This is a genomic window from Porphyromonas circumdentaria, assembly GCF_900167105.1.
GTDB classification, from domain to species: domain Bacteria; phylum Bacteroidota; class Bacteroidia; order Bacteroidales; family Porphyromonadaceae; genus Porphyromonas; species Porphyromonas circumdentaria.
Map to the genome: position 1 here is coordinate 134,828 of NZ_FUXE01000001.1, position 21,958 is coordinate 156,785.

18 protein-coding genes and 1 tRNA gene are annotated in these 21,958 nt (G+C 42.7%); 7 read left to right on the plus strand and 12 right to left on the minus strand.

All coding sequences use genetic code 11. The features are described 5' to 3' along the window. Positions 1-407: 407 nt before the first annotated feature. The gene (locus tag B5D06_RS08830) at positions 408-638 is read left to right on the plus strand and encodes a hypothetical protein (protein WP_159442656.1); all 231 of its coding nucleotides are present in this window, start codon (positions 408-410) and stop codon (positions 636-638) included. Positions 639-764: 126 nt separating this feature from the next. On the opposite strand, the gene B5D06_RS00610 is transcribed toward B5D06_RS08830, so the two are convergent. From B5D06_RS00610 to B5D06_RS00635, 6 genes are all read right to left on the minus strand, one after another. After that, the gene (locus tag B5D06_RS00610; RefSeq protein ID WP_078736094.1) at positions 765-1,718 is read right to left on the minus strand and encodes an endonuclease/exonuclease/phosphatase family protein; all 954 of its coding nucleotides are present in this window, start codon (positions 1,716-1,718) and stop codon (positions 765-767) included. 202 nt (positions 1,719-1,920) lie between these two features. Then, the gene (gene ybeY / locus B5D06_RS00615) at positions 1,921-2,382 is read right to left on the minus strand and encodes an rRNA maturation RNase YbeY (RefSeq protein WP_078736095.1); all 462 of its coding nucleotides are present in this window, start codon (positions 2,380-2,382) and stop codon (positions 1,921-1,923) included. Positions 2,383-2,401: 19 nt separating this feature from the next. Further along, on the minus strand, positions 2,402-3,637 hold the full coding sequence (locus tag B5D06_RS00620; protein ID WP_078736096.1) for a nucleoside recognition domain-containing protein: 1,236 nt from the start codon (positions 3,635-3,637) through the stop codon (positions 2,402-2,404). 11 nt (positions 3,638-3,648) lie between these two features. After that, positions 3,649-5,691: a M3 family metallopeptidase gene (locus tag B5D06_RS00625; protein ID WP_078736097.1), complete on the minus strand. Its 2,043-nt coding sequence runs from the start codon at positions 5,689-5,691 to the stop codon at positions 3,649-3,651. A 25-nt stretch (positions 5,692-5,716) separates the two neighbouring features. Continuing rightward, positions 5,717-8,716 (minus strand): PD-(D/E)XK nuclease family protein, encoded by a 3,000-nt coding sequence (locus B5D06_RS00630; RefSeq protein WP_078736098.1) that lies wholly within the window; start codon positions 8,714-8,716, stop codon positions 5,717-5,719. Between the two features lie 2 nt (positions 8,717-8,718). Further along, positions 8,719-9,510: a CPBP family intramembrane glutamic endopeptidase gene (locus B5D06_RS00635; protein WP_184227835.1), complete on the minus strand. Its 792-nt coding sequence runs from the start codon at positions 9,508-9,510 to the stop codon at positions 8,719-8,721. A 689-nt stretch (positions 9,511-10,199) separates the two neighbouring features. Between B5D06_RS00635 and B5D06_RS00645 the strand changes: the two genes are divergently transcribed. The 5 genes from B5D06_RS00645 to ahpF all read left to right on the plus strand — a co-directional run bounded on the left by B5D06_RS00645 (position 10,200) and on the right by ahpF (position 16,546). Further along, positions 10,200-11,219 (plus strand): NAD-dependent epimerase/dehydratase family protein, encoded by a 1,020-nt coding sequence (locus B5D06_RS00645; protein ID WP_078736101.1) that lies wholly within the window; start codon positions 10,200-10,202, stop codon positions 11,217-11,219. Between the two features lie 82 nt (positions 11,220-11,301). After that, positions 11,302-13,191, plus strand: a complete 1,890-nt coding sequence (locus B5D06_RS00650; protein ID WP_078736102.1) for a glycoside hydrolase domain-containing protein — start codon at positions 11,302-11,304, stop codon at positions 13,189-13,191. A 109-nt stretch (positions 13,192-13,300) separates the two neighbouring features. Continuing rightward, entirely contained in the window at positions 13,301-14,026 is a 726-nt protein-coding gene (locus B5D06_RS00655) for a hypothetical protein (RefSeq protein WP_143742537.1), read from the plus strand. Between the two features lie 241 nt (positions 14,027-14,267). Then, positions 14,268-14,834 carry an alkyl hydroperoxide reductase subunit C gene (gene ahpC, locus B5D06_RS00660; protein ID WP_078736104.1) on the plus strand — a complete coding sequence of 189 codons (567 nt, stop codon included), beginning with the start codon at positions 14,268-14,270 and terminating at the stop codon, positions 14,832-14,834. A gap of 164 nt (positions 14,835-14,998) precedes the next feature. Then, the gene (gene ahpF, locus B5D06_RS00665; protein ID WP_078736105.1) at positions 14,999-16,546 is read left to right on the plus strand and encodes an alkyl hydroperoxide reductase subunit F; all 1,548 of its coding nucleotides are present in this window, start codon (positions 14,999-15,001) and stop codon (positions 16,544-16,546) included. A gap of 224 nt (positions 16,547-16,770) precedes the next feature. Here ahpF and B5D06_RS00670 read toward each other — a convergent pair. Further along, positions 16,771-16,845: transfer RNA gene (locus tag B5D06_RS00670), tRNA-Pro, on the minus strand. Positions 16,846-17,001: 156 nt separating this feature from the next. Here B5D06_RS00670 and B5D06_RS00675 point away from each other — a divergent pair. Next, positions 17,002-17,970, plus strand: coding sequence for an NAD(P)-dependent oxidoreductase (locus B5D06_RS00675; protein WP_078736137.1), 969 nt, complete (start codon positions 17,002-17,004; stop codon positions 17,968-17,970). Positions 17,971-18,137: 167 nt separating this feature from the next. Here the strand turns inward: B5D06_RS00675 and B5D06_RS00680 are convergent, their stop codons facing one another. The 5 genes from B5D06_RS00680 to B5D06_RS00700 form a co-directional block, all read right to left on the minus strand. Further along, positions 18,138-19,127: a DUF5106 domain-containing protein gene (locus tag B5D06_RS00680; RefSeq protein WP_078736106.1), complete on the minus strand. Its 990-nt coding sequence runs from the start codon at positions 19,125-19,127 to the stop codon at positions 18,138-18,140. Between the two features lie 110 nt (positions 19,128-19,237). Beyond that, the gene (locus B5D06_RS00685) at positions 19,238-20,215 is read right to left on the minus strand and encodes a dihydroorotate dehydrogenase-like protein (RefSeq protein ID WP_078736107.1); all 978 of its coding nucleotides are present in this window, start codon (positions 20,213-20,215) and stop codon (positions 19,238-19,240) included. Positions 20,216-20,252: 37 nt separating this feature from the next. Next, positions 20,253-20,924: a YggS family pyridoxal phosphate-dependent enzyme gene (locus B5D06_RS00690; protein ID WP_078736108.1), complete on the minus strand. Its 672-nt coding sequence runs from the start codon at positions 20,922-20,924 to the stop codon at positions 20,253-20,255. A gap of 2 nt (positions 20,925-20,926) precedes the next feature. After that, positions 20,927-21,370: a DUF4494 domain-containing protein gene (locus B5D06_RS00695; protein WP_078736109.1), complete on the minus strand. Its 444-nt coding sequence runs from the start codon at positions 21,368-21,370 to the stop codon at positions 20,927-20,929. 137 nt (positions 21,371-21,507) lie between these two features. Further along, positions 21,508-21,957 (minus strand): nucleoside deaminase, encoded by a 450-nt coding sequence (locus B5D06_RS00700; RefSeq protein ID WP_078736110.1) that lies wholly within the window; start codon positions 21,955-21,957, stop codon positions 21,508-21,510. Position 21,958 lies beyond the last annotated feature (1 nt).

The following is a 21,958-nucleotide window of genomic DNA, read 5'->3' on the forward strand; positions in this document are numbered from 1 at the left end:
GAAATAGGAATCAATTATACCCCTTTTCGGGGATATTATTTTGAACAAAATACGGAATTATACCCAATAGGGAGGATTATAATATTTTTCCTGCACCACATTGCCTTAATATGCTCCGAAATGGGTACTTTTGCAATGAGCAAGCGTGCTAAGTACAAATGGGAGATATTGTAATCTATTGATTTATAGAGTGGAACGCCCAAAAGAAAATTGAAAGACTGAGAACTAAGCTATGCAGTACAAGTATGTAACTCCTTATAAAACAGTGAGATAAAACTGTTTTCCCATTTATTTGAGGGGTATTTGTACCGATTAAAAGGCTAATCGCCTAATTGATAGAGAGATAAATATATTGCATCGGAAAGTAATTTCTGATAAACAAATCCAACTCAAGAAACTGAGGGGTGTTGCTCTATACCCGTGAGACACCTTTCTCCCCACACCTCAAGACCCATGCGCCTGAGGCTTTGTGCGTAACTGTCGAGGCTTTTCTTATTCGTGATGAATCCATCGCCCCTAGCATTGCCCTATCCCTTGATCGCGTCATCACGACGAATGATATCAAGCACTGCGGTTGGGGAGTAGTGTCTAGCCTTTCGGCATCATCCGAAAGTTCATTGCAGACTTCCTCAAAGTAGCCTTCGCCTACACACAATGTGTAAACCCGAGCCTACTTCCTATCTCCCACAAGTTCACAGACAATCTTTGCACTTACTGCTGGAAAATACAAGTAGATAAATTCTTCAAAGAAAATGCTCCCCTTTTTATAGTTTAAATTCTGTCCAAAGAGGGTAGTGGTCGGATAGCATAAAAGAGAGACGTTGTCGAGAGAGACCTCTATTTTTCATAGCTATGGTCGTAAAATCGTAATTCCCTCCTGTTTTGAATTCAAGCGAAAGACGAGGTTCTCCTTTTTCTCCATTGAACCAGGCTATCTGATCATAGTATTTTGTTTCGTCAAATATAGAGCGAGTTATAGATTTGTTTTGTAGGGCTTCAGGCACAAATAATCCCTCTGAGAGAAATGTTTGATCGAGCAAGTCTCCCCGAGCTTCAATGTTGAAGTCCCCCATAACGATGAGGTTGTGGTGATAGGCGTTGACATCCTTAGACCACTCAGAAAGCCAACGAGCTATTTCCTTTAGTTCAGGGATGCGTTCTTCGGCTTTACTACCGTAGAGAACATGTAAGGTTACAAGGATAAAGGTTTGATTTTTTGAGCGAAAGCTAACCGCATAGGGAGTTCTGACAAACTGCTTTTTTAGTGCATCTTTTCCCGTTTGTTTGAGCCACTCATCTGGAATTACAAGCTCGCCTGCCAGACCAGAGAGATTGAGGCGTCGGGTATCAAAAATATACGCCATACGTTCGGCATTGCCCGCTTTTCCCTTAGTGACGTCTGTCAAAATCATTGACCACTCGGGACCGAGTATTTTTAGTGTATCTCTGAGAGATCTGAGATTGGATTTGACTTCTTGTACAGCGATAACGTCAAACCGTCTTAAAATTTCAGCAATACAGAGTATTGCATGCATATCTCGTTTTGGGGTGTCTTTTTCGTCACTTGCCCATTTACGGGTAAGATCTCCGAAAGCTCGGATATTCCAGCTTGCTATGAGAAGATTACGGTCAAGTTGTTTAGCTGGTATCTTATTATCAAGATCTTCAGTGAGAAGGCGGAGATTCTCTTTTACTTCGAGTGGAGGGTTGGTATACATGGATTCTTTTGCTTAGAATTATGTGCGTAAATGTAATTATAAAACTATTTGTATGCAAATATTGCTTAAAAACATCTTTTTGCGTTACGAATACAAAGTCGATTTATACATCTCAAAGTTCCCTTAAAAGTCTTTTATGAGAAAGCAAACCTCTCCGGAAAGAGGAGAGGTATACTAAGAAGATAGAAGAGAAATTTTGAGTTTATTTTCTCAGTAGAGAGGTTCCTTTGAGCAGTTGTTTTAGGAGTGTAAGGGCTTCATTTTCTGCCTTTCGCATTGCCTCTTTTTCTTCTGAAGAGTGATCGTCTAAGCCGATAAGATGCAAAACTCCATGTATTAGCACCCGATGTAATTCCTCTGCATATTCCGAAGAAAAAAGTTCTGCGTTACTCTTTACCGTATCGAGACTGATGACAATATCGCCGAATATACGATTGTCCCCCTCATTTTCCCTCGTGTCGAAAGTAATGATGTCAGTATAATAATCATGATTAAGATACTGGCGGTTGGTAATGAGAATACCCTCATCATCGGTAAATAAGTAAGAGATATTGCCCAACTCTTTTCCCCAACTATGGATAACCTCTCGTATCCACTGGCGTACTATTAGTCGATGGATGGGAGGAACACTTTTACCCCTTTCGCTAAAATAATAGACACTCATTGTTTTGCTAATTAGTTCTTTACCCGACAAAGAATAGATACGTTATAATAATGGCAGCAATAGCTCCTGCCAAATCTGCCAAGAGAGAAAAACCTGCCGTATAGCGTATCTTTTTTATCCCAACACTCCCAAAATAGAGAGCTATAATATAAAAAGTAGTATCAGTACTTCCTTGCACCACAGAGGCTAAACGTCCTACCAAACTATCTGCCCCGAAAGTATGCATTGTATCGACCATCAGAGCTCTTGCTCCATTTCCGCTAAGAGGTTTCATGAGTATGGTTGGAAGTGCTTCCACCCAATCTGTCTTCACCCCGATAAAAGAGAAAAACCATTTAACAGCCTCTATAATCACATCCATACCTCCCGAAGCTCTAAAGACACCTATAGCCACCAGCATGGCGAGAAGGTAGGGAACGATCTTAACAGCCGTACTAATACCTTCTTTAGCTCCCTCTACAAAGGCATCGTACACGTTTATTTTGGCGACAATGCCTCGGATTAAGATCAACGAAATAATACCCAAGAGTAGTAACGACGCACACATCGTTGTGTAAAGACTAAAGGCTTCTGGCGATAAACTGTTACGTAGTATTGCTATGCCTGTAATCAAAAGAGCGAGGGAGAATAGTAGCAACAAAAAAGGTTTCTGGAGGAGGTTTATCTTCTGTTTAAGGGCAACAAGGGTTACGGCGGTCATTGTAGAGGCGAGAGTTGCTAACAGAATGGGAAGAAAGACATCTGTAGGATTGGCGGCACCAGCCTCTAAACGAAAAGCAATAACACTGATGGGAATTAATGTAAGGCCGCTGGCATTGAGCGCGATAAACATAATCATCGCATCAGAGGCCTTATTTTTATCCAGATTGATATCTTGTAAATGTTGCATACTCTGCAATCCCAGAGGTGTAGCCGCATTGTCCAATCCCAGAAGATTGGCAGAGAGATTCATAAATATACTGCTTAAAACGGGGTGTCCCTTGGGGATAGAGGGGAAAAGCATCCCAAGCAGAGGACTTATCTTCAAAGCCAAGCGTTCCATAGCACCGCTCCTTTCTGCCACTTTCATTACTCCCATAAAGAAGCAGAGCACCCCCGTTAGGGTAATGACTATCTGTATAGCATTGGTTGATTGGTCAAATATGGCCGAAACAATTTGCTGAAAAACCTCGGGGCGGTCTGATAATAAAGCGGTTATCACGCTGAAAAGTACGCCTCCCAGAATAAAGAGTAAGAATAGATAGTTCAGTGCCACTGTACGAAATTTTATTTTTTTACAATCCCATCTCTTCGAAGAAGTGCCTCTATTTGTGGCTCTCGGCCTCTAAAAGCAATGAAGAGCTCCATAGCCTTTGCCGTATCTCCTCGCTCCAAAATATTTTTACGGAACGAGTGGGCTGTCTCTTTGTCAAACAGCCCCTTCTCTAAGAAAAGAGAAAATGCATCTGCATCAAGCACCTCGCTCCATTTGTAGCCGTAGTAACCAGCAGCATATCCGCCCGAGAAGAGGTGTCCAAACGAGTTGCTCATGATACAACCCTTGGGGCGTGGCGGGGTAACGCGAACAGAAGCGGTGACCTCGCGCTCGAAAGTCTCTAAATCGCAGGAGGTATCCAAGGGTTCGGTACGAGTGTGATAGGCCATATCTAATAACCCGAATGAGAGCTGGCGTAAAGTGCTGTAACCTACTGGATACTCTTCGGCAGCCAACATCTTTTTTAGTAACTCTACAGGCATGGGTTCCTCGGTTTGGTAGTGTCGGGCAAATGTTTGTATGAACTCGGGCTGTCTTAACCAGTTTTCCATAATTTGGCTGGGTAGCTCTACGAAATCTCGCACTACATTAGTCCCGCTCAATGAGGTGTATTTGCACTGGCTAAGTAATCCATGTAATCCGTGCCCAAACTCATGCAGGAAGGTGTTTACTTCATTAGGAGTAAGTAAAGAGGGTAAGTCTCCCGCTGGAGGAGTAAAGTTCATTACCAAGAGGATGTGCGGGCGTTTCGCTCCGTTTTGTTCTTTAAGATTATTCATCCAAGCACCGCTTCTCTTGCCTTTGCGAGGGAAGAAGTCTAAGTAGAGTAGCCCGATAAAACGTTGAGGAGCCTTATCCCAAACCTCGTAGACGCGAACTTCCTGCTCATAAACAGGAAGCTCTGTTTGCTTAAACTCTATGTCATAAAGTTTTTCTGCCAAACCCAAAACACCCTTGATTACATTGTTTAGAGGGAAGTAGGGGCGCAGCTCTTCCTGTGCTATGGCATAATGTTTCTCTTTATAACGTTCAAAGTAAAAATCAATATCCCAGGGTTCAAGGGCCCCTTCTTTTTTTAGCTCGGCAATCTGTTTTACTTCTTCTCGGGCTTGGTCTATATAGGCTACTCGAAGATGCTCCAAGAAGTCAGAGACTTTTGAGGGTTTATCCAACATCCGCTCTTCCAAAGCAAAATCGGCATAGGAAGAGTAGCCTAATAGCTGGGCAACTTTCAATCGATTATTTACAATTCGGCGTGTTATTTCTATGTTGTTGGTTTCGTTATTTTTGCAGCACAGTTGAGCTTTTGCTAAAAACATCTGTCGACGAAACTCGGGAGAGGTGCAAAATTTCATGATGCCGTGGAGCGAAGGAAAAGAGAGATCAAAGAGGTAACCCCCTGTATTACGCTCTTCTTGCGCTCTTTGTTGAGCCTTGTTAAGTAGAGCTGTAGGAAGCATTTTCAGAGACTCATCGGTAGGAATATATAGTCTGAATTCGTTCTCTTCCTTAATAACATTGTTCCCAAAGGTCAAGGTATCACGACTTAGCTCCTCGCGTAAAGCCCTCAAACTTTTCTTTTCCTCCTCACCGAGTAAAGCACCGCTACGGACAAAACCTTTATAACAGTTCTCCAACAGACGTTTATCAGGCTCGTCTAAACTGTATTTATCTCGTGTCTCATAGACCGTTTGCACGCGAGCAAAAAGTTCTTCAGATAGGGATACATCATTGGATAATCGAGTCAATTCGGGCGATAGTTTCTCCGCCAACTCCATCATAAAATCATTGCCGTTACAGTGGAGTAGGTTATAAAAAGCCCCTTCGACAGCCTCTAATGCTCCCCCTAAGTGCTCCAAGGCAACGATTGTATTCTCAAAAGTAGGAGCCTCTGGATTGGTAATCAAAGCCTCAAACTCGGCTCGATAGGTTCGTATCGCTTCTTCAAAAGCCTCCTCATAAACCTCTTGCTCGATTAAATCAAAAGGATAAGCTCCATAAGGAGTGGGGGGAGTAAGAAAAAGAGTATTGATTTTTTCTTGTATTGTATTCATTATTTTGTCTATTTATATTTGTTTGTTACCTGCCGCAAATATCTTTGTAAGGGCAGTATATACAGAAATCCGATACGGAAGTTTGGCAGAAATCTTGCGACGGATCGAATAGATTTTCTAAACACCTCTTCAACTCCTCTACAAAAGGTAACGCAAGTTCTTCTATCCTGAAATCGTTTATTTCTGTTTCACCTTTGGGTCGTTCTTTTAGTTCTAAAGGGGGTATGGGTAAGATAGGGTTCTTGCTTAATTCCTTAAGCGAATAAAGCGTGGGTAGAATAGGGCGAGAAGCATCTTGATAAGCATACCAGTAATAGGCATAAAGGAGAAGTTGGGGGATAGCCTTACTTGCTTTTTCTTTGGCTGTCGGGAAAAACAAAGAGCTCAACGTAGGGAAGCTACCCTTGTCGCTACCCGTCTTATAATCAATAATGCGAGTAACTCCATCGACCCTGTCTACTCTGTCTATAAACCCTTTGATGCGTACATTGAGCCCATTATTCAAGGGTAGAGAAAAGAGAAAAGGGTGTTCAGAAGCTAAGTAGGTTAACTCTTCATACTCCTTATCATGTATCAGTATAGCAGAGACATACTTTCGTATCATACGGCAATATACCTCATGGATACCCTCTATATCATGAGCAGAGGGTTGCTCTTTATTGAGTACGATGGCAGCATATTCTTTTCGGATAATAGACTCTACCGTGTGTAAGCCCCCTTTAGGATCTAAATAGTGCTCTATCTCCTGTCTATTTAGTTTTTTGCCTTCAAAAGGTCTGTAAAGTCGTTGCATCGTGTTGTGTACGATACTGCCAAACTTCCCTGCGTTAAGAAAGTCTTCATCTTTTTCCAGATCTCCTATAGCACAGAGATATTTGAAGTAAAAACGAAGAGGGCATTGAGCAAAGTCGTAAATACTACTGGCCGATAGGGCGGGTAGCTTGGGGGTTGCTTCTCCCGTATAAGATGCTAAACGACGTATTAGGTCTGCACTTTTGGGAATGGAGATAGGAGGGGTATGACTATCGGTTAGGGATATCTGTACAGTGCGCTCTCGTAGGGGATAGCCTAATAAATAACGTATCTGTCTTAAATATCGAGAGGGTTCGTAGTCTTGACTACTTCCTATTACAAAGTAAACACGACGAGCACGACTGATAAGACGATAAAAATGGTAACTCTCGATATAGTCATTAAAGCGATAGGTTGGGAGTCCATAGCCTACTCTGAGAGCGTTGGGAATGTAGCCGAATGCAGCACTACTTTTTCCCCTTGGGAGCAGCCCCTCATTGGCATCGGGGATGATAAGATAGTCAAAGTTTATAAGGCGTGATTCCAAAAAGCCCATTACCTGCAAGCCTAATAGGGGTTCCCCCTCGAACGAAGTCTTTTCTCCCTCGACAAGTTGACGCAATAAACGAGTTGCAACGCCAAGGGTTATGTACTCTTGCAGAGGCTCTAATATGTTGATGAGTTGTACTACAATGGAGGCATAGGATTGAGTGAACTCAATCTCTAATTGCGTGAAGTGCAGTAAAGCCTCTTCTTCTTCGGGGAGATTGCGATAGAGCTTTTGCCCCAATGTCTCTAAAAGTTCGCGAAGAGTGTACAGGAGGTCAATACCTCTATCCTTGGGGGAGAGCATAGAGAGTACGGAAGTATCTTTTTCTCCCTTTTCTTGCTCTCTAATCAACTCAAAATCGATATAGTAAAAACTATTTTTCAAAAGACTTTCTAAGGCATCTACCTGCTCGCTTGTTAGCAGCAAACGTGTCATCGGATGACGAAGTAGTACCTTCAAAGATTTGGCAGGTAATAAAACCTTTGCACCCTGCGATCGTATATTGAGATGCAGGTCGATAAAACGACGCACCCATATAGCAGTAGAGGTATTACTCAGCGGGTATCCCATGGTAATATTGATATTTTCCTCTACGGACTTTATGGACTCCAAAAGCGGTACTAAAGCTTTTTCCTGTGGTAAAACTACGGCGCATCGTAAATCACTTATAGCCTTTGCATCAAGCTTCTCGATCTCTTTCAAAAGCTCGGGAACCACTCGACTACGCCCTATGTCGGAAGAGGTTTTTACAATCTCTATCTCGGGACTTGAAAGCGGTGTGTCAAGTTTTAAGACTTCACCCCCTAAGGAGTTTTTATTCTCGTCGAGTGCATTGCCGATTATTTTTGTCCATTCGTTTTCGGTCAATCTTGCATGGGCACTATAAGGGAGTTCTTCCCAAATGAACTTCATATTAAGATGAGCAGGGTACCTCTTCAGACGTTGTAGGAAGAGGCGTTCGGCAGGGGTAATTTGATAAAGCCCTGCAATGGTTATATGCTTTATCTTTTTTTGCAGAAAGGCAGTCAGTTGCTCTTCAAAGAGCTTTTCCTCCATTTCTACGATTTTACGAGCCATCATGCCTTGATAACCTGTTCCTTCGGCAAGGAGCCTGTCTCGAAAGCGATTATAGAGTAGCTCCATCTCTGTTAGGATAGAGCAAAATTCCCCTTCTAAATGAGAAGCCTTGTGGCATATAGTTGTGGGGATAGTTCCCCAAAATTGTACAATGGTAGCACGCTGTTCGTCGCTTAGATAATCAATCGAAGTGAGTTCGTCGAGGTGGCTCATGTTGCGGAATATTTTGTCCGCTGGAGCTAAGAACAAATCTATATCGTTGAAATCTCGGAGTATGCGTTCAAAGTGATCCATGACTACGGTGCCCTTTTCTAAGCTATACTCTGGATTTTCTTGCTGTCGCAGGCGATAGAGTTCTTCCAATAGGGTGCAGAGTAAATAAGTTTTCCCTACCTGTTTTAATCCAGAAAACTGTAATACCAGTTCTTCGATGGTGATAATCTTTGGAGAAAAAGCAGGTTTTTGCAGTCCTTGACTGATGTAATACTTAAAGAACACTCCTGCTCGGTGTGAGGGAAAAACGAAACAATGCTCATAGAGCTGATCTGTCGGTCCCGATAATACTCGTTGCGCTAAGGCGTGAAGAAAGTTCGAAGAGTATTGCATCGTCAAGGGAGTAAGAGGGTCAATAAATTATTGGATACATGTAGTATGATGCCTGGGTATAGAGAGCCAGTATAATGCCTCCAGTAGCCAAAAATAAGTCCATAGATAAAAATGGGCAAGAGGTGGGCGGGCGATAGGTGCAATAGAGCGAAGATGATAGCTGTGAGTACGATGCCCCAGTGGCTACTTTTCGTTAATCGGATAAGAAGAGGCTGCAATGTCCCCCTCATGTAAAGCTCTTCTACAAAGCCCGTAAGTAGAGAGATAACCAGTATCCTAAATATGGAAAGGGAGAGCGTTGTAGGCTGTTTAATAAAAAAGGCAATGCTCTCTGCCTGTTTTTGTAGAGCTCTCAGATAGTCCCCCCATGTACCGCTCCAATGCTCTATTAGGATGTTACTCGCATAAGAAGTTAGTGCGATTAAGCCAAACCCTACGAGAGAGGCAACTATGAGTTTGATTAAAAAAGATAACGAGGGTATATTGATGGGTTTTAGCCCTAAAAAATCTTTTCGACACCCTTTGTCTATTTGGAGATAAGTAAAGACAAATGGTACGATACCGAACGTGAGAGCCGAAGAAACTGCCGAGTGTAAGAGGCGGTCAAAGAGGGTTCGGGAGGGAACATAGATTGCCCAAAGATTAGAGATGGAAAGGGCCAAAAGAGTTAAAGCAAGGAATAATAGGCAGGATCGAAGGAGATTTGACCCCGTCAAACCCTTTATCTCTTGGATATAAGATTCTGAACAATGACCCTTTAGTCCCACCTTTAGTTCTATATTTCCTTTCTGCAAAGTTATCCAAATTCAAGTAGTGTCCCAAAAAAAGTAGTCCAAGTTCTCATTCTTAGAGTTCAAGCCTCTTGTGTGGAGTGTTGCTTCCTTGTTTATTTAGCGTTTATTTCTAAAGGGGATTCATTCATAGCCGAGAGATAGCTTACGGGTATATAGGAGTTTGCAAGAGGGAGGGGGTTACACGCTAGCGATTTTTTCTTTATTTCAATGGGCTTATCCTCCACTGTGGTTCGTTCGAGTGCCCTCTTTACTTTTGTCCTTTCGTCTTTTCGATAGAGTAGATTGTTTCTTTGCACCTGTTTAGAAAGTGAGGTCTATAGGTGTAGAAGTTACTTTTGTTATGAATAATTCTCTATTTGCAATCTGCGTATATATATATTTAGATTGCAAATACATATATTCAACTTGCATATATGTATATTCAATCTTAATATAAAGAATATGATACTGTGAAACAAGAAAGTTGCCGTTATGAAACACAAAAAAAGATAGACCTCATTCCATAGTACTTGCTCTTATTGGCTTGTATCTAAGGTATTATGCAAAGTCTTCTTTGGGAAAGGGGATTCTTTCCACGAGAAACCCTTTTTTCACACCTCCTTTATTCTTAAGGACGAGGAGGATACAACTGTCTCATTATATTTGTTTAACTTTGAGGGTAAGATGCACGATATAAAAAGGAGGTGGATATGTCACAAAAAATAAAAGTTTTGCTTACGGGTGCTGCAAGTAGCATCGGGAGAACTATTCTAAAAACACTACTCGTTCACCGAGAGCAGTTTGATATTACTGCATTTGACATAAAGAAGGGCAAGACAATGAACTTCTTGGAACACTTCAAATCGGATGTAAAGATTGTCTATGGAGATCTGTCCATCCCCGAGGAGAGTGTCGAGGCTACGACCGATAAGGACTTTGTAATTCATTGCGGTTATTTATCTGAGGCGACCTCAAATCGTAACCCAAGATTGGCGCAGAAGGTCAATGTAATGGGCACTCGTTACTTGGTGGAAAACTTGGAGTGCAACTCTCCCTCTTGCTTTCTTACGATGGTGTCGACGGTAGGAGTATATGGCGATCGCCTTCGCTCTCCGATGATTACGGTAGGTGACTTTACCGCTCCATCAGTTGGGGATAACTATGCGCTCACGCTCCTCCAAGCTGAGAAGTTCGTTCAAGATAGCCGTTTGGAGTGGACTATATTCCGCCCAGGTATTATACTCGATGTAGAAGAGTCCTTTTTGGATAGCTCTTTTTTCAAGATGCCCCTTGCTTCTCATCTGGAGTTTGTACACGTGAGAGATATGGCTTTTGCCGTAGTCAATAGTTATGAACGTAGGGCTTCGCTTTGGAACAGAACCTTTAATGTCGGTGGCGGAGAGCTTTGTCGGGAAATCTATCAGAATTTCATACAAAAACTGATGACGGTAGCAGGGTGGGGTGATATTACATTCCCCGAACGTTCGTTTGCCACTTACAATCGCTATGGAGGCTATTTCTCAGATGGAGATGCTTTGGAAGAGATTATGCACTTCAGAGCTCATACGCTGGAACACTTCTTTGAAGAGTTGCAAAAGTCCAAAACGCTCGTGAGTCGTCTCACGACTAAAGTCTTTGGAGACCTGCAGAAGAAGAACTTCCTTGCACAGAGTGAGCCCTACAAAGCCTTTAAGCAAAATGACGAGGAGAAGTTGAGACTTTTCTTTTAGCGCATTGCTTCTTTTAGATGATCCTATAAATGTTTTTTGACTTGGGTAGAGTTTTCTACCCAGTCTTCTTTTGGCCATTTTTATGTCTACCTTGAGTAATTTGTTTCGCTCCCTGCTATTTTTTGTAGCCATCTCTTTTGCCTTTTCTTGCTCGCAGGAGGGTACTTCTTTCAAAAGGGTTTCGCTTGTTCCCGTAGATTGTGTAGATCCTTTGGTCGGGAGCCTTTCGTTGGGACAAAAGCCCCTTCCTGCCGTGGTGCAGTTACCCCACGCTCTGCTCTCTATAAGCCCTATGAAGGCCGATTTCAGGAGCAACTATATAGAGGGCTTACCTTTGGTTTCCTTTGCTGCGTTGGGCGATACGCAACTTTACTTTTGCCCGCTCCTTTCGATGGCGGGGGCTGATTTCACCCCTTTCTACACCTACGATAACGAGGAGGTAACCCCTTATAGTTACAAGGTTTACCTCGATAAAGAGCAGGTATACTGTAGTTTTTCTCTGCAGGAAAGAAGTGGTATTTATCATCTGAACTTCAAAGAATCCGTCTCTCAAGAACGGCTTTTTCAGTTTCGCTCCTCTTCCGAGATAGCCTTCTATCAATTAGATTCACTCAATAGAGTTTATGCTACGTATCCGCTTAAAGGTAAGGGAAGTCTTTACCTCTATTTGGAGAGTAATTTGCCCTTTGAAGCTGCCTCTTCAGTGGGAGAAAAGATCCTACTCGTAAAAGCTCCCTCGGGTTGTGAAGAACTGGTTATTCGTTATGGGATTTCTTTGATAGACCACGAACAGGCGCAGAAGAATCTGCAAAGGGAGATACCCTCTTACGAGTACAATGTCGTGTCTAAAGCTGCCCGCAATGCGTGGAGTACAGCCTTGGGGCGCATTAAATTGGAGGGGGGAACTCTCGAAGAACAGTCGATCTTTTATACGGCTCTATATCGCTCGCTCACGGCTCCCGTATGTATCTCGGAGTATGGACGTTACTACTGTTCGATGGACGACTCTGTCTATGATGATGAGGGTACCCCCTTTTACACCAATGACCGTACATCAGAGTCTTTCCGTTCTCTGCATCCTCTTAAAACGTTACTTTTCCCCGAAATTGAGCAGCAGATACTGAATTCATACATTCGGATGGCACAGAGGAGTAACAATAAAGAGTTGCCCACTTACCCCTCTTTCGGGGGCGATATCGCATCTGCTATCGACCGAAACAGAATGTTGGAAATCTTTACCGATGCTTACAGTAAAGGTCTCACGGATATAGATATACAAACGATATATCAAGTGGCGAATAACTATATGAACAGCGGGAAAGCCGATGCTTATGACCGTTGGTGTTATCAAAAGATAGCCACCTTTAGCGGGCGAGCCATAAAGGAAGAGGGAAATAAACATATTCCTGTAATGGCTCATCCCTCTATCTCTTTGATATATCAATTAGAGCCCTACAACATACGAGAGATAATAGAAAGCTCAAAATCGGTCGACACTTTTGAGGCTTTACTCGATGAGCGCATGACCTCTGTACTACTTGAGCCGCTAACCGTACATAATATGTATGGTTACTATCTTTATTCGTTTACCGACCATCCCCATAAGACACAGAAGATAATCCGTCATGTGCTTAAGAAGAATTGCCGTCTTGATCCTGCGGGCTTTCCGACGACAGTTGATGGGGCTTCTTGGGGAGCTTCGGTTGTCTTTAGTATGTTGGGTTTTTACCCTGTAACACCTGGTTTGGGTGAATATATCATAGGTTCTCCTATGTTTACCAAGGCGGTTTTAGATCAAGGGGGAGGGAGATACTTCGTCTTAGAGGCGGAGCGAGCTTCGGAAAAGGAGAAATATGTAGGCCCTGTAATTCTCAATGAACAACCGCTACGGCAACTGCACTTTCCTCATAAGAGTATTGCCCAAGGGGGGAGTCTAAAAATGAAAATGTACCCGAAACCTCTTTCGGATTAGTCCATACGGTAGGGAAGTCCGAGGAGTTGTCAAAATTTTCCCTTAATGAAACTTCGACGATACCTTTTAGGAGAGATTAACTGTAACGAATAAAACGATAAAAAAAGAAATGAAAAAGATAATTGCTTTATGCACTGTGATGCTCGGCGTAATCACTTGTTGCAGCAGTAGAATGGCCATAGCGCAAAATAGACTTACGGGCATTGTAGCTGAGACGGAGGAGATAAAATTTACAACAGCTTCCGATGATGAGGAGGGAGGTCTTTATGGAAAAGGAAGTACTTGTCTGTTTAGAACGTGGAATAAATACCTCTCGTGGTCTCCAGAGGCTCCCAAATCTTCTTCAATGAATTTTAAGCCGACTCTGCATAGTAGAGAGGGGCGTCTCTCTTTCATTTCCTCTCCGTCGAGTTTGCCCATGCAGACTCGAGCGATTTATAAATCAGGGAAAATAGAGCAGGATCTTATGATCCTCGTAAAGGATCGGCTTATCGAAACTCTGGGAGATGATGGTCTGGACGAGATGTTTATCGAACTCACCTACTACGACTTCGACAAAGATGGTAAGCGAGAGGTAGTCCTTTCCTTTGTCGACTATGGCTCTTTATTTATTGTAGGGTATGTACTTAAGTTTACCGATAGAGAGCCTGAGGCTCCATGGGAGTACCTTGCCGAGGTTAGAGGACAGACTTTTCTCTACGTTAATAGAGAGACGGAGGAGGTGGTAGCTCCTGTCGGATCTCAAGGGCTTTTTGACGCTTACCGCTTTGATGGCAAAGAATTTGTGCTCTCCGATAGCAGTTTTGAGGATCGTATAAATGCTACAGCAGAATAAGACTAACTTGGATAAAAATCTTACGCAGATTTCAGTATCAAGTGCAGCATTGTTGCCAATGTACGCCAAGAATTTCCATGCGTGTTCTGAAGTTTAGCTTTTCTTTGTTCAGAGTGTAGTGCATTTTTTGTGGGGTATAGATATATTTTATAGAGGTATATAAAATATCTGTTGAGAGGTGTAATAATTATGTAGACCTTTGCATCGGAATTTTAGAATAAAAAATATATATCACACGATTATGACACCAATTTTAAACACTCTTTTCCCAGAGTTCAAACTCAACGCTTATCAAAACGGTTCTTTCAAAGTTGTTACTAATGAAGATCTGAAAGGTCACTGGTCTTTGGTTGTATTCTATCCTGGCGACTTTACTTTTGTTTGTCCTACTGAATTGGAAGACTTAGCAGAAAAGTACGAAGAGTTCAAAAAACTGGGTGTAGAGGTATACTCTTGCAGCTGCGATACACATTTCGTACACAAAGCTTGGGCAGATGCTTCTGCAGCTATTAAGAAAGTACAATATCCTATGTTGGCAGACCCAACAGGAGCTTTGACACGTGCATTGGGTATCCTTATCGAAGAGGATCAAATGGCGTACCGTGGTTCTTTCGTGGTTAACCCAGAGGGCGTTATCAAGATTGTTGAACTAAACGACAATAGCGTAGGGCGTGATGCAGAGGAAATCCTCCGTAAGATCAAGGCGGCTCAATATGTAGCTTCTCATGATGGACAGGTTTGTCCTGCAAAGTGGCGCGAAGGTCAGCAAACCCTCAAACCAAGTATCGATCTCGTAGGAAAGATTTAATCATATTCCTTAAACTACGAGACTCTTGAGGGTTGCTTAATGAAACGAAGAGAGGCTCTCGAGGAAATGTTTTGAAAAGAGTTTTATAAGGGCCCTTTTGATGATGAATATTCTTTGTCGAGGGGCTCTTTTTCTGTATAGAAACAAGCAAATAAAGACTTCATATGTTTGATAAAGATACCTTAGTGCAGGTGGGCAATTACTTTGCTCCACTAAAGAAAAAATATACACTGCGACTGCGAACCCTACCCACACATCCTTCCTATCAGGATGCGAAGGATATGCTGGAACAAATAGCATCTACTGCGACACAACTATCCGTTTCCTACGAAGAGGGAGAGGGTTTTTCTATTGACCTCCTTGTAGAAGGAGAGCCTTCTGGAGTACATTTTCGAGGTATACCTGGAGGGCACGAATTTACCTCTCTACTTCTTGCCATCCTAAATATTGACGGTATTGGTAAGAATATTCCCGATGAGGGTATTCAACGTCGTATTAAAGCCATCAAAGGAACGATAGATTTGCGTACTTATGTCTCCTTGAGTTGTACCAACTGCCCCGATGTGGTGCAGACTTTGAACTTAATATCCATTCTCAATCCTAATATCACACATACTATGGTGGATGGAGCTTTCTTCCCCGATGAAGTGGAGCGTTTGGGAATTGCCTCTGTTCCTTGTGTTATGGCGGGGGATAAAGTGCTTCACGTGGGTAGAGGAGATTTGGCTACTTTGCTCAATAAGTTGGAAGAAAACTATGGCTCCGATGCTACAGAGGCTGCCAGTGATGAGGTGAAAGAATTCGACCTCTTAGTTTTAGGAGGTGGTCCCTCTGGAGTTTCATCTGCCATCTATTCTGCTCGTAAAGGGTTGAAAGTGGCTGTCGTTGCAGAGCGTATCGGTGGACAGGTGAATGAAACTGTGGGTATTGAAAATCTAATATCTGTACCCTACATAACGGGAGCAGAATTAGCACAAAACCTCTTGACCCATGCCGAGGGTAACAATATCTCTCTTTACGAGGCGAGAACCGTGTCTTCTGTAGAGCAAAAAGAGGGTATCTCTTATGTGCGTACCTCCTCGGGAGAGTCTTTCTTGGCACCTGCCCTCATTGTAGCCACAGGAGCCTCTTGGCGTAAACTCGGTGTGCCAGGCGAAGTGGAGTATACGGGTAGTGGAGTAGCTTATTGTGCACACTGCGATGGACCATTTTTCAAAGGTAAACGCGTCGCTGTGGTAGGAGGTGGAAACTCTGGGCTCGAAGCTGCAATAGATTTGGCTGGTATCTGTGAGCATGTAACAGTCGTTGAGTTCTTAGATGTGCTCAAAGCAGACAACGTGCTTCAAGAAAAGGTGCGCGAGCTTCCCAACGTAGAGGTACTGCTTAGCACCGCAACAAAAGAGGTAAAGGGCGATGGTAAAAAGGTCGTTGCGATATCTATTACAGATAGAAATACGGGCGAAGAAAGAGAAATAGCCTTAGACGGAGTTTTCGTACAAATAGGACTTACTGCCAATACCCAATTGGTAAAGGATCTTGTTGCTACGAATGAGAGAGGCGAGATTATAATAGATGCTTCTTGTCGCACGGCAACTCCTGGCATATATGCTGCAGGAGACTGTACAACAGTACCTTATAAGCAAATTGTTATCGCTATGGGCGAAGGGGCAAAGGCAGCACTTTCTGCTTTTGACGATCGTATTCGTTCTTAATCTCTGAAGAAGGGGAATACCCTCTTCTTTTACTTCTTTGGAGGCTGTATAAATCTATTCGTTGCAGATGCAGAGCGAAGGTGTTTTATAGCTACTAAACTTAAGACTACTGTATAATGTTGGTTTGCCCCATTGTACGGTAGTTTTTGTCGTATTGATTTGATATACTCCCAATAAAAAAAGCACCTCCTTTGTAAAAAGGAAGTGCTTTCTTCTTAACTTTGTCGGGGTACTGTGATTCGAACACAGGACCCCCTGCTCCCAAAGCAGGTGCGCTAACCGGACTGCGCTACACCCCGATACTTTATCGATAAACGATTTATAGTATTCGTCCCTCTCAAAAGCACTGCAAAGGTACACTATTATTTGAAAACTACAATACTTTCGCTCTTTTTTCTTGATTTTTCTTTTGGAGCGCGATTTTGTACCTTTGTCTCAATCACGATTTATTGGTTATGCAAAAAGAGAAGATACTAATAGCTTTCGATACCGTAATAGAGGGGTTCGAAGAGTTGGAAAAACATTTTCAGCTGCTACGCCCTCCAAAGGGTAGAGATTTCTCTCAAGAAGAGATTGTGGAGTTACTGCCAGATTGTTTGGCCCTCGGTTCGGTTTTTGATATCCCTGTACGAAAAGAAATTATTGATGCGGGGCACTCCCTGAAGTTGATTGCTAACTACGCTGTTGGATATAATAATATAGATGTAGAGTATGCCCAATCTAAGGGAATTGCAGTATCTAATACGCCCAAAAGTGTGGTAGCTCCTACTGCAGAGTTGGCTCTGGCCTTGATGCTTTCTGCCTCTCGTCGTGTGGCAGAGTGGGATAGGACGATGCGTCATAAGGGGCGTACATTCAAGCCCTCCCGATTGGATGGTTTGGGTATTGATTTATTGGGAAAAACAGTAGGAATTGTGGGGTTAGGCAATATTGGACGGGCTGTTGCATCTCGTTGTCAAGCCTTCGGTATGCGTGTGGTTTATTACAGTCGCCACAGACTTGCTGCAGATTTAGAGAGAGACCTGAATGTAACCTATGCTTCTCTTGATGATTTGTTTCGAGAGTCTGATGTCTTATCCCTTAATATGCCCTATAACAAAGATTCTCATCATCTGGTCAATGAGAAGCGTTTGCATATGATGAAGAAGACATCCCTTCTAATAAATACGGCTCGTGGGGCTGTTGTTGATGAAAAAGCTTTGATACAAGCTTTGGAAAAGGGGTGGATAGCAGGGGCTGGTTTGGATGTGTTTGAGGATGCCGATAGACCCGATGAGCAATTGTTGTCTTTAGAAAACGTTGTTATGACCCCCCATGTGGGTACTCAGACTTACGATGCACGAGTGGCAATGGCTCGGGAAATGTCGGATAATATATTAGGCTTTTTCTTGAAAGATAGGCCTGTTAGTTTGGTGAATGTTTAGTATGTAGAGATCTTTATACGGGCTCAAAAATGTCGTTTAGATACGATAAAGTCCTACTCTTGTTAGAAAGGGTAGGACTTTTTTTATAAGAATCAAGCAGTTTTCTCTCCCTCCTTAGAGTTGTGAAGACACCAAAAAGAATTGCTCAAAGAGGATAGGAAGAGATTTTACAAACTCTTTATTTGCTCCATAATGCTTTCAAAAGAGGCGTCTTTAAGGCGTACTTTCCCCCCTATATCGAGTAAATACATAGTAGGGCTATATTTAAGATCATAAAGAGGTACGTTGCTCACTTTGCCGTCATGGTTGAATCCGACAATTCCAAAGGGAGGTAATTCTTCGAGGCTACGCTTCCACTCGGCCCAATCATCCTCGGCGTTTATGAAAAGAAGGTTGATTTTTTTAGTTTGTACCAGTCGTGCCAGATCACGGCTCGTTTTCATTTGCTCCACCACCTCTTGGCAACTGTGACATCCAGGAGAGTAAAACATTAGTAGGGTTACTTTGTCTCTAAATTTACTCAGGTGATAAGAAGTACTGTCAAGCGTTATGAAGTTGAAGTCTTCTGCTACGTGCCCTATACGGTTACGCCTCATCAAGCGAGTAGTATATTTAGTTTTTTCTTGTGTGGCAAGGTCTATCTTAGGTGTCTCTGCTAGCCACTCCATGATAGGCAGATAGTATTCTTCGTTGAAAAAGGGCGATTGTGGCTCGTGTAAATATCGCTCATACTGTTTTTGGAAGAAGATAAAAAGTGAGTCTTGAGACTGCTCCAATGGATAGATAAGCGATTTTTTTACCTTTTCTACGGGGAAATAGAGGGCCACTCCCAATAGGTTTACCAGTGACTGCTCTAAACGTTCGGGGTGAGCTAAAAGAGTTTTTTGATTGAAGTCACAGTTGTCCCAAAAGTGTTCAACGTAGTATAGAGCCTTCTCCTCTGCCTTTTGAAGTGTTAGGGGGATCTCAGGAGCAGGAAAAGCTATTTCAATCTCTTTATGGGTCGTACTGTCTTGTGTGGAGAGAGTTGTAGAAACAGCCTCTTTATTCTCTGATTGGGCATCGGAGTTTTTACAGCCTACAATGAGTAGTAAAGGGATTAAGCCTGTACAGATAAAAGCTCGCCGCAGTAGGGCTTTATATATTCTCTTTTTCATGATGCTAATAAGAAACTTTCGGCCATAATGTTACCATGTTGAGAACAGAATGAAAAACAAAAAGCCTCGGGGGAGTTGCTCGCTCTTCCAAGGCTTTTTTGATAATGAGTTCATTCTTTGTTGGAGAAGTATTTCATAAACTGCATACGCATGTAGTGCGTGCCGTCGCCTTCATCTTGAGCTTTGAGTTTCCCCCTAAACTCTCCGAGTGAAGTATACTTCTTTCTTTCCATCCATTGGGTTAGACCGTCCAACAGCACTTGTATATAGCCAGCACCTTTTTGGTATAGAGCCGAGCAAACTTGTGTAGAAGAAGCTCCTGCCATTATACATTTAATAACAGCCTCGTAGTCATGTATTCCCGTTGAGGCAGATATGGGGAGTTGGGGCACTTTAGCCGCAATAATACCTGTGTAACGTAGGGTGTCGTGTAGAGACTCTGGAGTAGTAAACACTTCTCCTCCCGTGATGGACTCTGTCTCAATATTGATATCCATTTGGTAGGTTCTATTGAAAATAGTAACACCCGAAGCTTCCACTTGACGTAGGCGATCAATCAAAGCGGGCAAACATGAGAAGTATTTTGCCAACTTCACTTGTATGGGTATTGAAACAGCTTGGGCTATACCGCTTACGATAGAGGCATAACTCTCAATAAGGGTAGAAGCGTCTGCTTTTATGTCTCCCTCCAAACGCATAATATTTACCTCGATAGCATCAGCTCCTGCCTCTGCTATTTGGCGAGCATAAGAGGTCCATTCACCAGATTTATAGCAGTTAATACTTGCGATGATAGGTATCTGTACCCGATTTTTCGCTTCGCGTATAAGGTCAAGATACTTCCCAATTTCGTTAGCCTTAACATACTCTGAAATGTAGTCAACAGCCTCTGGATAATCTCCTGCCTGAGACAATGATGCAGACAAAGAATCGATTTGCTCTTCAAAAAGAGACTTAAGTACAATAGCACCTGCACCAGACGCCGCAAGTTCTTCGATCTTTTTGGCAGAGTTTGTTAAGCCCGAGCTCGCTACTACAATCGGGTTACGCAGGGTTATACCTGCATAGTTGGAAGTTAAATCTATCATATATTCTTCTCTCTTTAGTTCTTTCTTATGATTATCCTTAGTAGGAGCGTGCTCCCATAATGTAAGATCCGATGCGGATCATATTACTCCCTTCATTGACAGCCAAGTGCCAATCGTCACTCATACCCATAGATAGGGTATCAAACTCGGGGTGATGGGCCATAATTCCTCCTCTCAGGGAGTCGAAAATCTCTTTTGCTTTGCGAAATTCACTTACAATCTCCTCCCTATTGTCGGTGTTCGTTGCCATTGTCATGAGCCCTCTGAGTTTCATATAGGGAGCATCTTCCTCTCGCCCCAATAGCGTTTTAATAAGTGCCTCTAATTCCTCAATCGGTAGCCCCGCCTTAGTATTTTCTTGGGCAATGTGTATTTCGAGGAGGAAATCTATAGACCTGTTGGACAGTTTAGCTCTTCGGAGGATTTCTTCGTACAGTGCTAAAGAGTCTACGCTCTGTACACAATGGATAAAAGGGGCGATATATTTGACTTTATTACGTTGTAAAGAGCCTATTAGATGCCAGCGAATATCTTTGGGCAACTTGTCTACTTTGCTCATGAGTTCTTGCACCCTATTTTCACCAAAGTCTCGAACTCCTGCATTGTATGCTTCCCAAATTTCTTCCACAGTATGGTTTTTGGTAACCACAACGAGAGTAACATCGTTGGGAAGCAGTGCTTTTACTTCGTTGATACGCTCTTGAATCATTGCTACTTAGAGAGGTCTAAAGAAAAAACATCCATGATGTTTGTTTCTACCACAGAAGCTATAGAGTAATCGGTCATAGAAGTACTCATCTCTTTGTCAAGTCTATTGACCGCTTTAAGTAGAGAAGAGGCTTTGACAATCATTGTCACAGGGGTCTTTTTCTCTACTCCGTTTTTTTCATCCAAACTGATAAATAATACTTTGCAACGATAGAATTTGTCATCTTCGTCTTCTGTGCTAAGGAAAAGCTCTGCAAACTTTTCTCGCTTAATGCTGCTAATCATAACCTCTCCCGTAGAAGCAAAAGGGGTTACTTCCTCTATGATGCGGGCTTCTGCCTCGGTAACAGAGTAAGCATCTACGAGGTAGCTCTCGGAAGATTTTTTGGATAGTCCTGTATCGGCTAAGCGTTCATAACGGACCTTGCATTCGTACCAATTGTTCATATTGTATAGCTCCGTAGCCCTTATTGGCTAAGTATAGAATTCAAAAACTGTTTACAAAGATACACAAATAGCAAAGACAAAAATCATAAACCTAATATTGTGAGATGATTTTTAGTAAACACCTCTACCCGCCCTTTTTACCTTCGTTGTTGGAAAAATGTTGTGAGCAGTTTCTGAGCCTCTCGTTCCAAAATGCCTGCGGTGATCTTTGTTTTGGGGTGAGGAGCTAAGGGAGCCCACCGATTATAGCCTCCCTTTGGATCAGAAGCTCCGTAGACAATATGCCCTATTTGTGCCCAACGTAGAGCTCCTATACACATAATACATGGTTCTAAGGTTACATAGAGAGTGCAGTCGGTAAGATACTTACCCCCTAATGCTTCCGTTGCTGCCGTTATGGCAAGTAGCTCGGCGTGAGCCGTAGGATCTTTTAGAAGTTCTACTTGGTTGTGCGTCTGGGCTATTGGTTTATTATTGGCTACGACTACTGCGCCTATGGGTACCTCTCCCTGTTCAAAGGCTAAGCGGGCTTCTTGTAGGGCTAAACGCATCCAATGATTGTCGTCGTAGGTGAAAAGTCTTTCCATA

Bases quoted from the DNA above. Each gene is read 5' to 3' on its own strand.
- B5D06_RS00680 (WP_078736106.1), bottom strand. From the start codon at position 19,127: ATGAAAAAGAGAATATATAAAGCCCTACTGCGGCGAGCTTTTATCTGT.
- B5D06_RS00700 (WP_078736110.1), bottom strand. From the start codon at position 21,957: ATGGAAAGACTTTTCACCTACGACGACAATCATTGGATGCGTTTAGCC.
- B5D06_RS00650 (WP_078736102.1), top strand. From the start codon at position 11,302: ATGTCTACCTTGAGTAATTTGTTTCGCTCCCTGCTATTTTTTGTAGCC.
- B5D06_RS00630 (WP_078736098.1), bottom strand. From the start codon at position 8,716: ATGCAATACTCTTCGAACTTTCTTCACGCCTTAGCGCAACGAGTATTA.
- ahpF (WP_078736105.1), top strand. From the start codon at position 14,999: ATGTTTGATAAAGATACCTTAGTGCAGGTGGGCAATTACTTTGCTCCA.
- ybeY (WP_078736095.1), bottom strand. From the start codon at position 2,382: ATGAGTGTCTATTATTTTAGCGAAAGGGGTAAAAGTGTTCCTCCCATC.
- B5D06_RS00625 (WP_078736097.1), bottom strand. From the start codon at position 5,691: ATGAATACAATACAAGAAAAAATCAATACTCTTTTTCTTACTCCCCCC.
- B5D06_RS00675 (WP_078736137.1), top strand. From the start codon at position 17,002: ATGCAAAAAGAGAAGATACTAATAGCTTTCGATACCGTAATAGAGGGG.
- ahpC (WP_078736104.1), top strand. From the start codon at position 14,268: ATGACACCAATTTTAAACACTCTTTTCCCAGAGTTCAAACTCAACGCT.
- B5D06_RS00695 (WP_078736109.1), bottom strand. From the start codon at position 21,370: ATGAACAATTGGTACGAATGCAAGGTCCGTTATGAACGCTTAGCCGAT.
- B5D06_RS00655 (WP_143742537.1), top strand. From the start codon at position 13,301: ATGAAAAAGATAATTGCTTTATGCACTGTGATGCTCGGCGTAATCACT.
- B5D06_RS00610 (WP_078736094.1), bottom strand. From the start codon at position 1,718: ATGTATACCAACCCTCCACTCGAAGTAAAAGAGAATCTCCGCCTTCTC.
- B5D06_RS00690 (WP_078736108.1), bottom strand. From the start codon at position 20,924: ATGATTCAAGAGCGTATCAACGAAGTAAAAGCACTGCTTCCCAACGAT.
- B5D06_RS00645 (WP_078736101.1), top strand. From the start codon at position 10,200: ATGTCACAAAAAATAAAAGTTTTGCTTACGGGTGCTGCAAGTAGCATC.
- B5D06_RS00685 (WP_078736107.1), bottom strand. From the start codon at position 20,215: ATGATAGATTTAACTTCCAACTATGCAGGTATAACCCTGCGTAACCCG.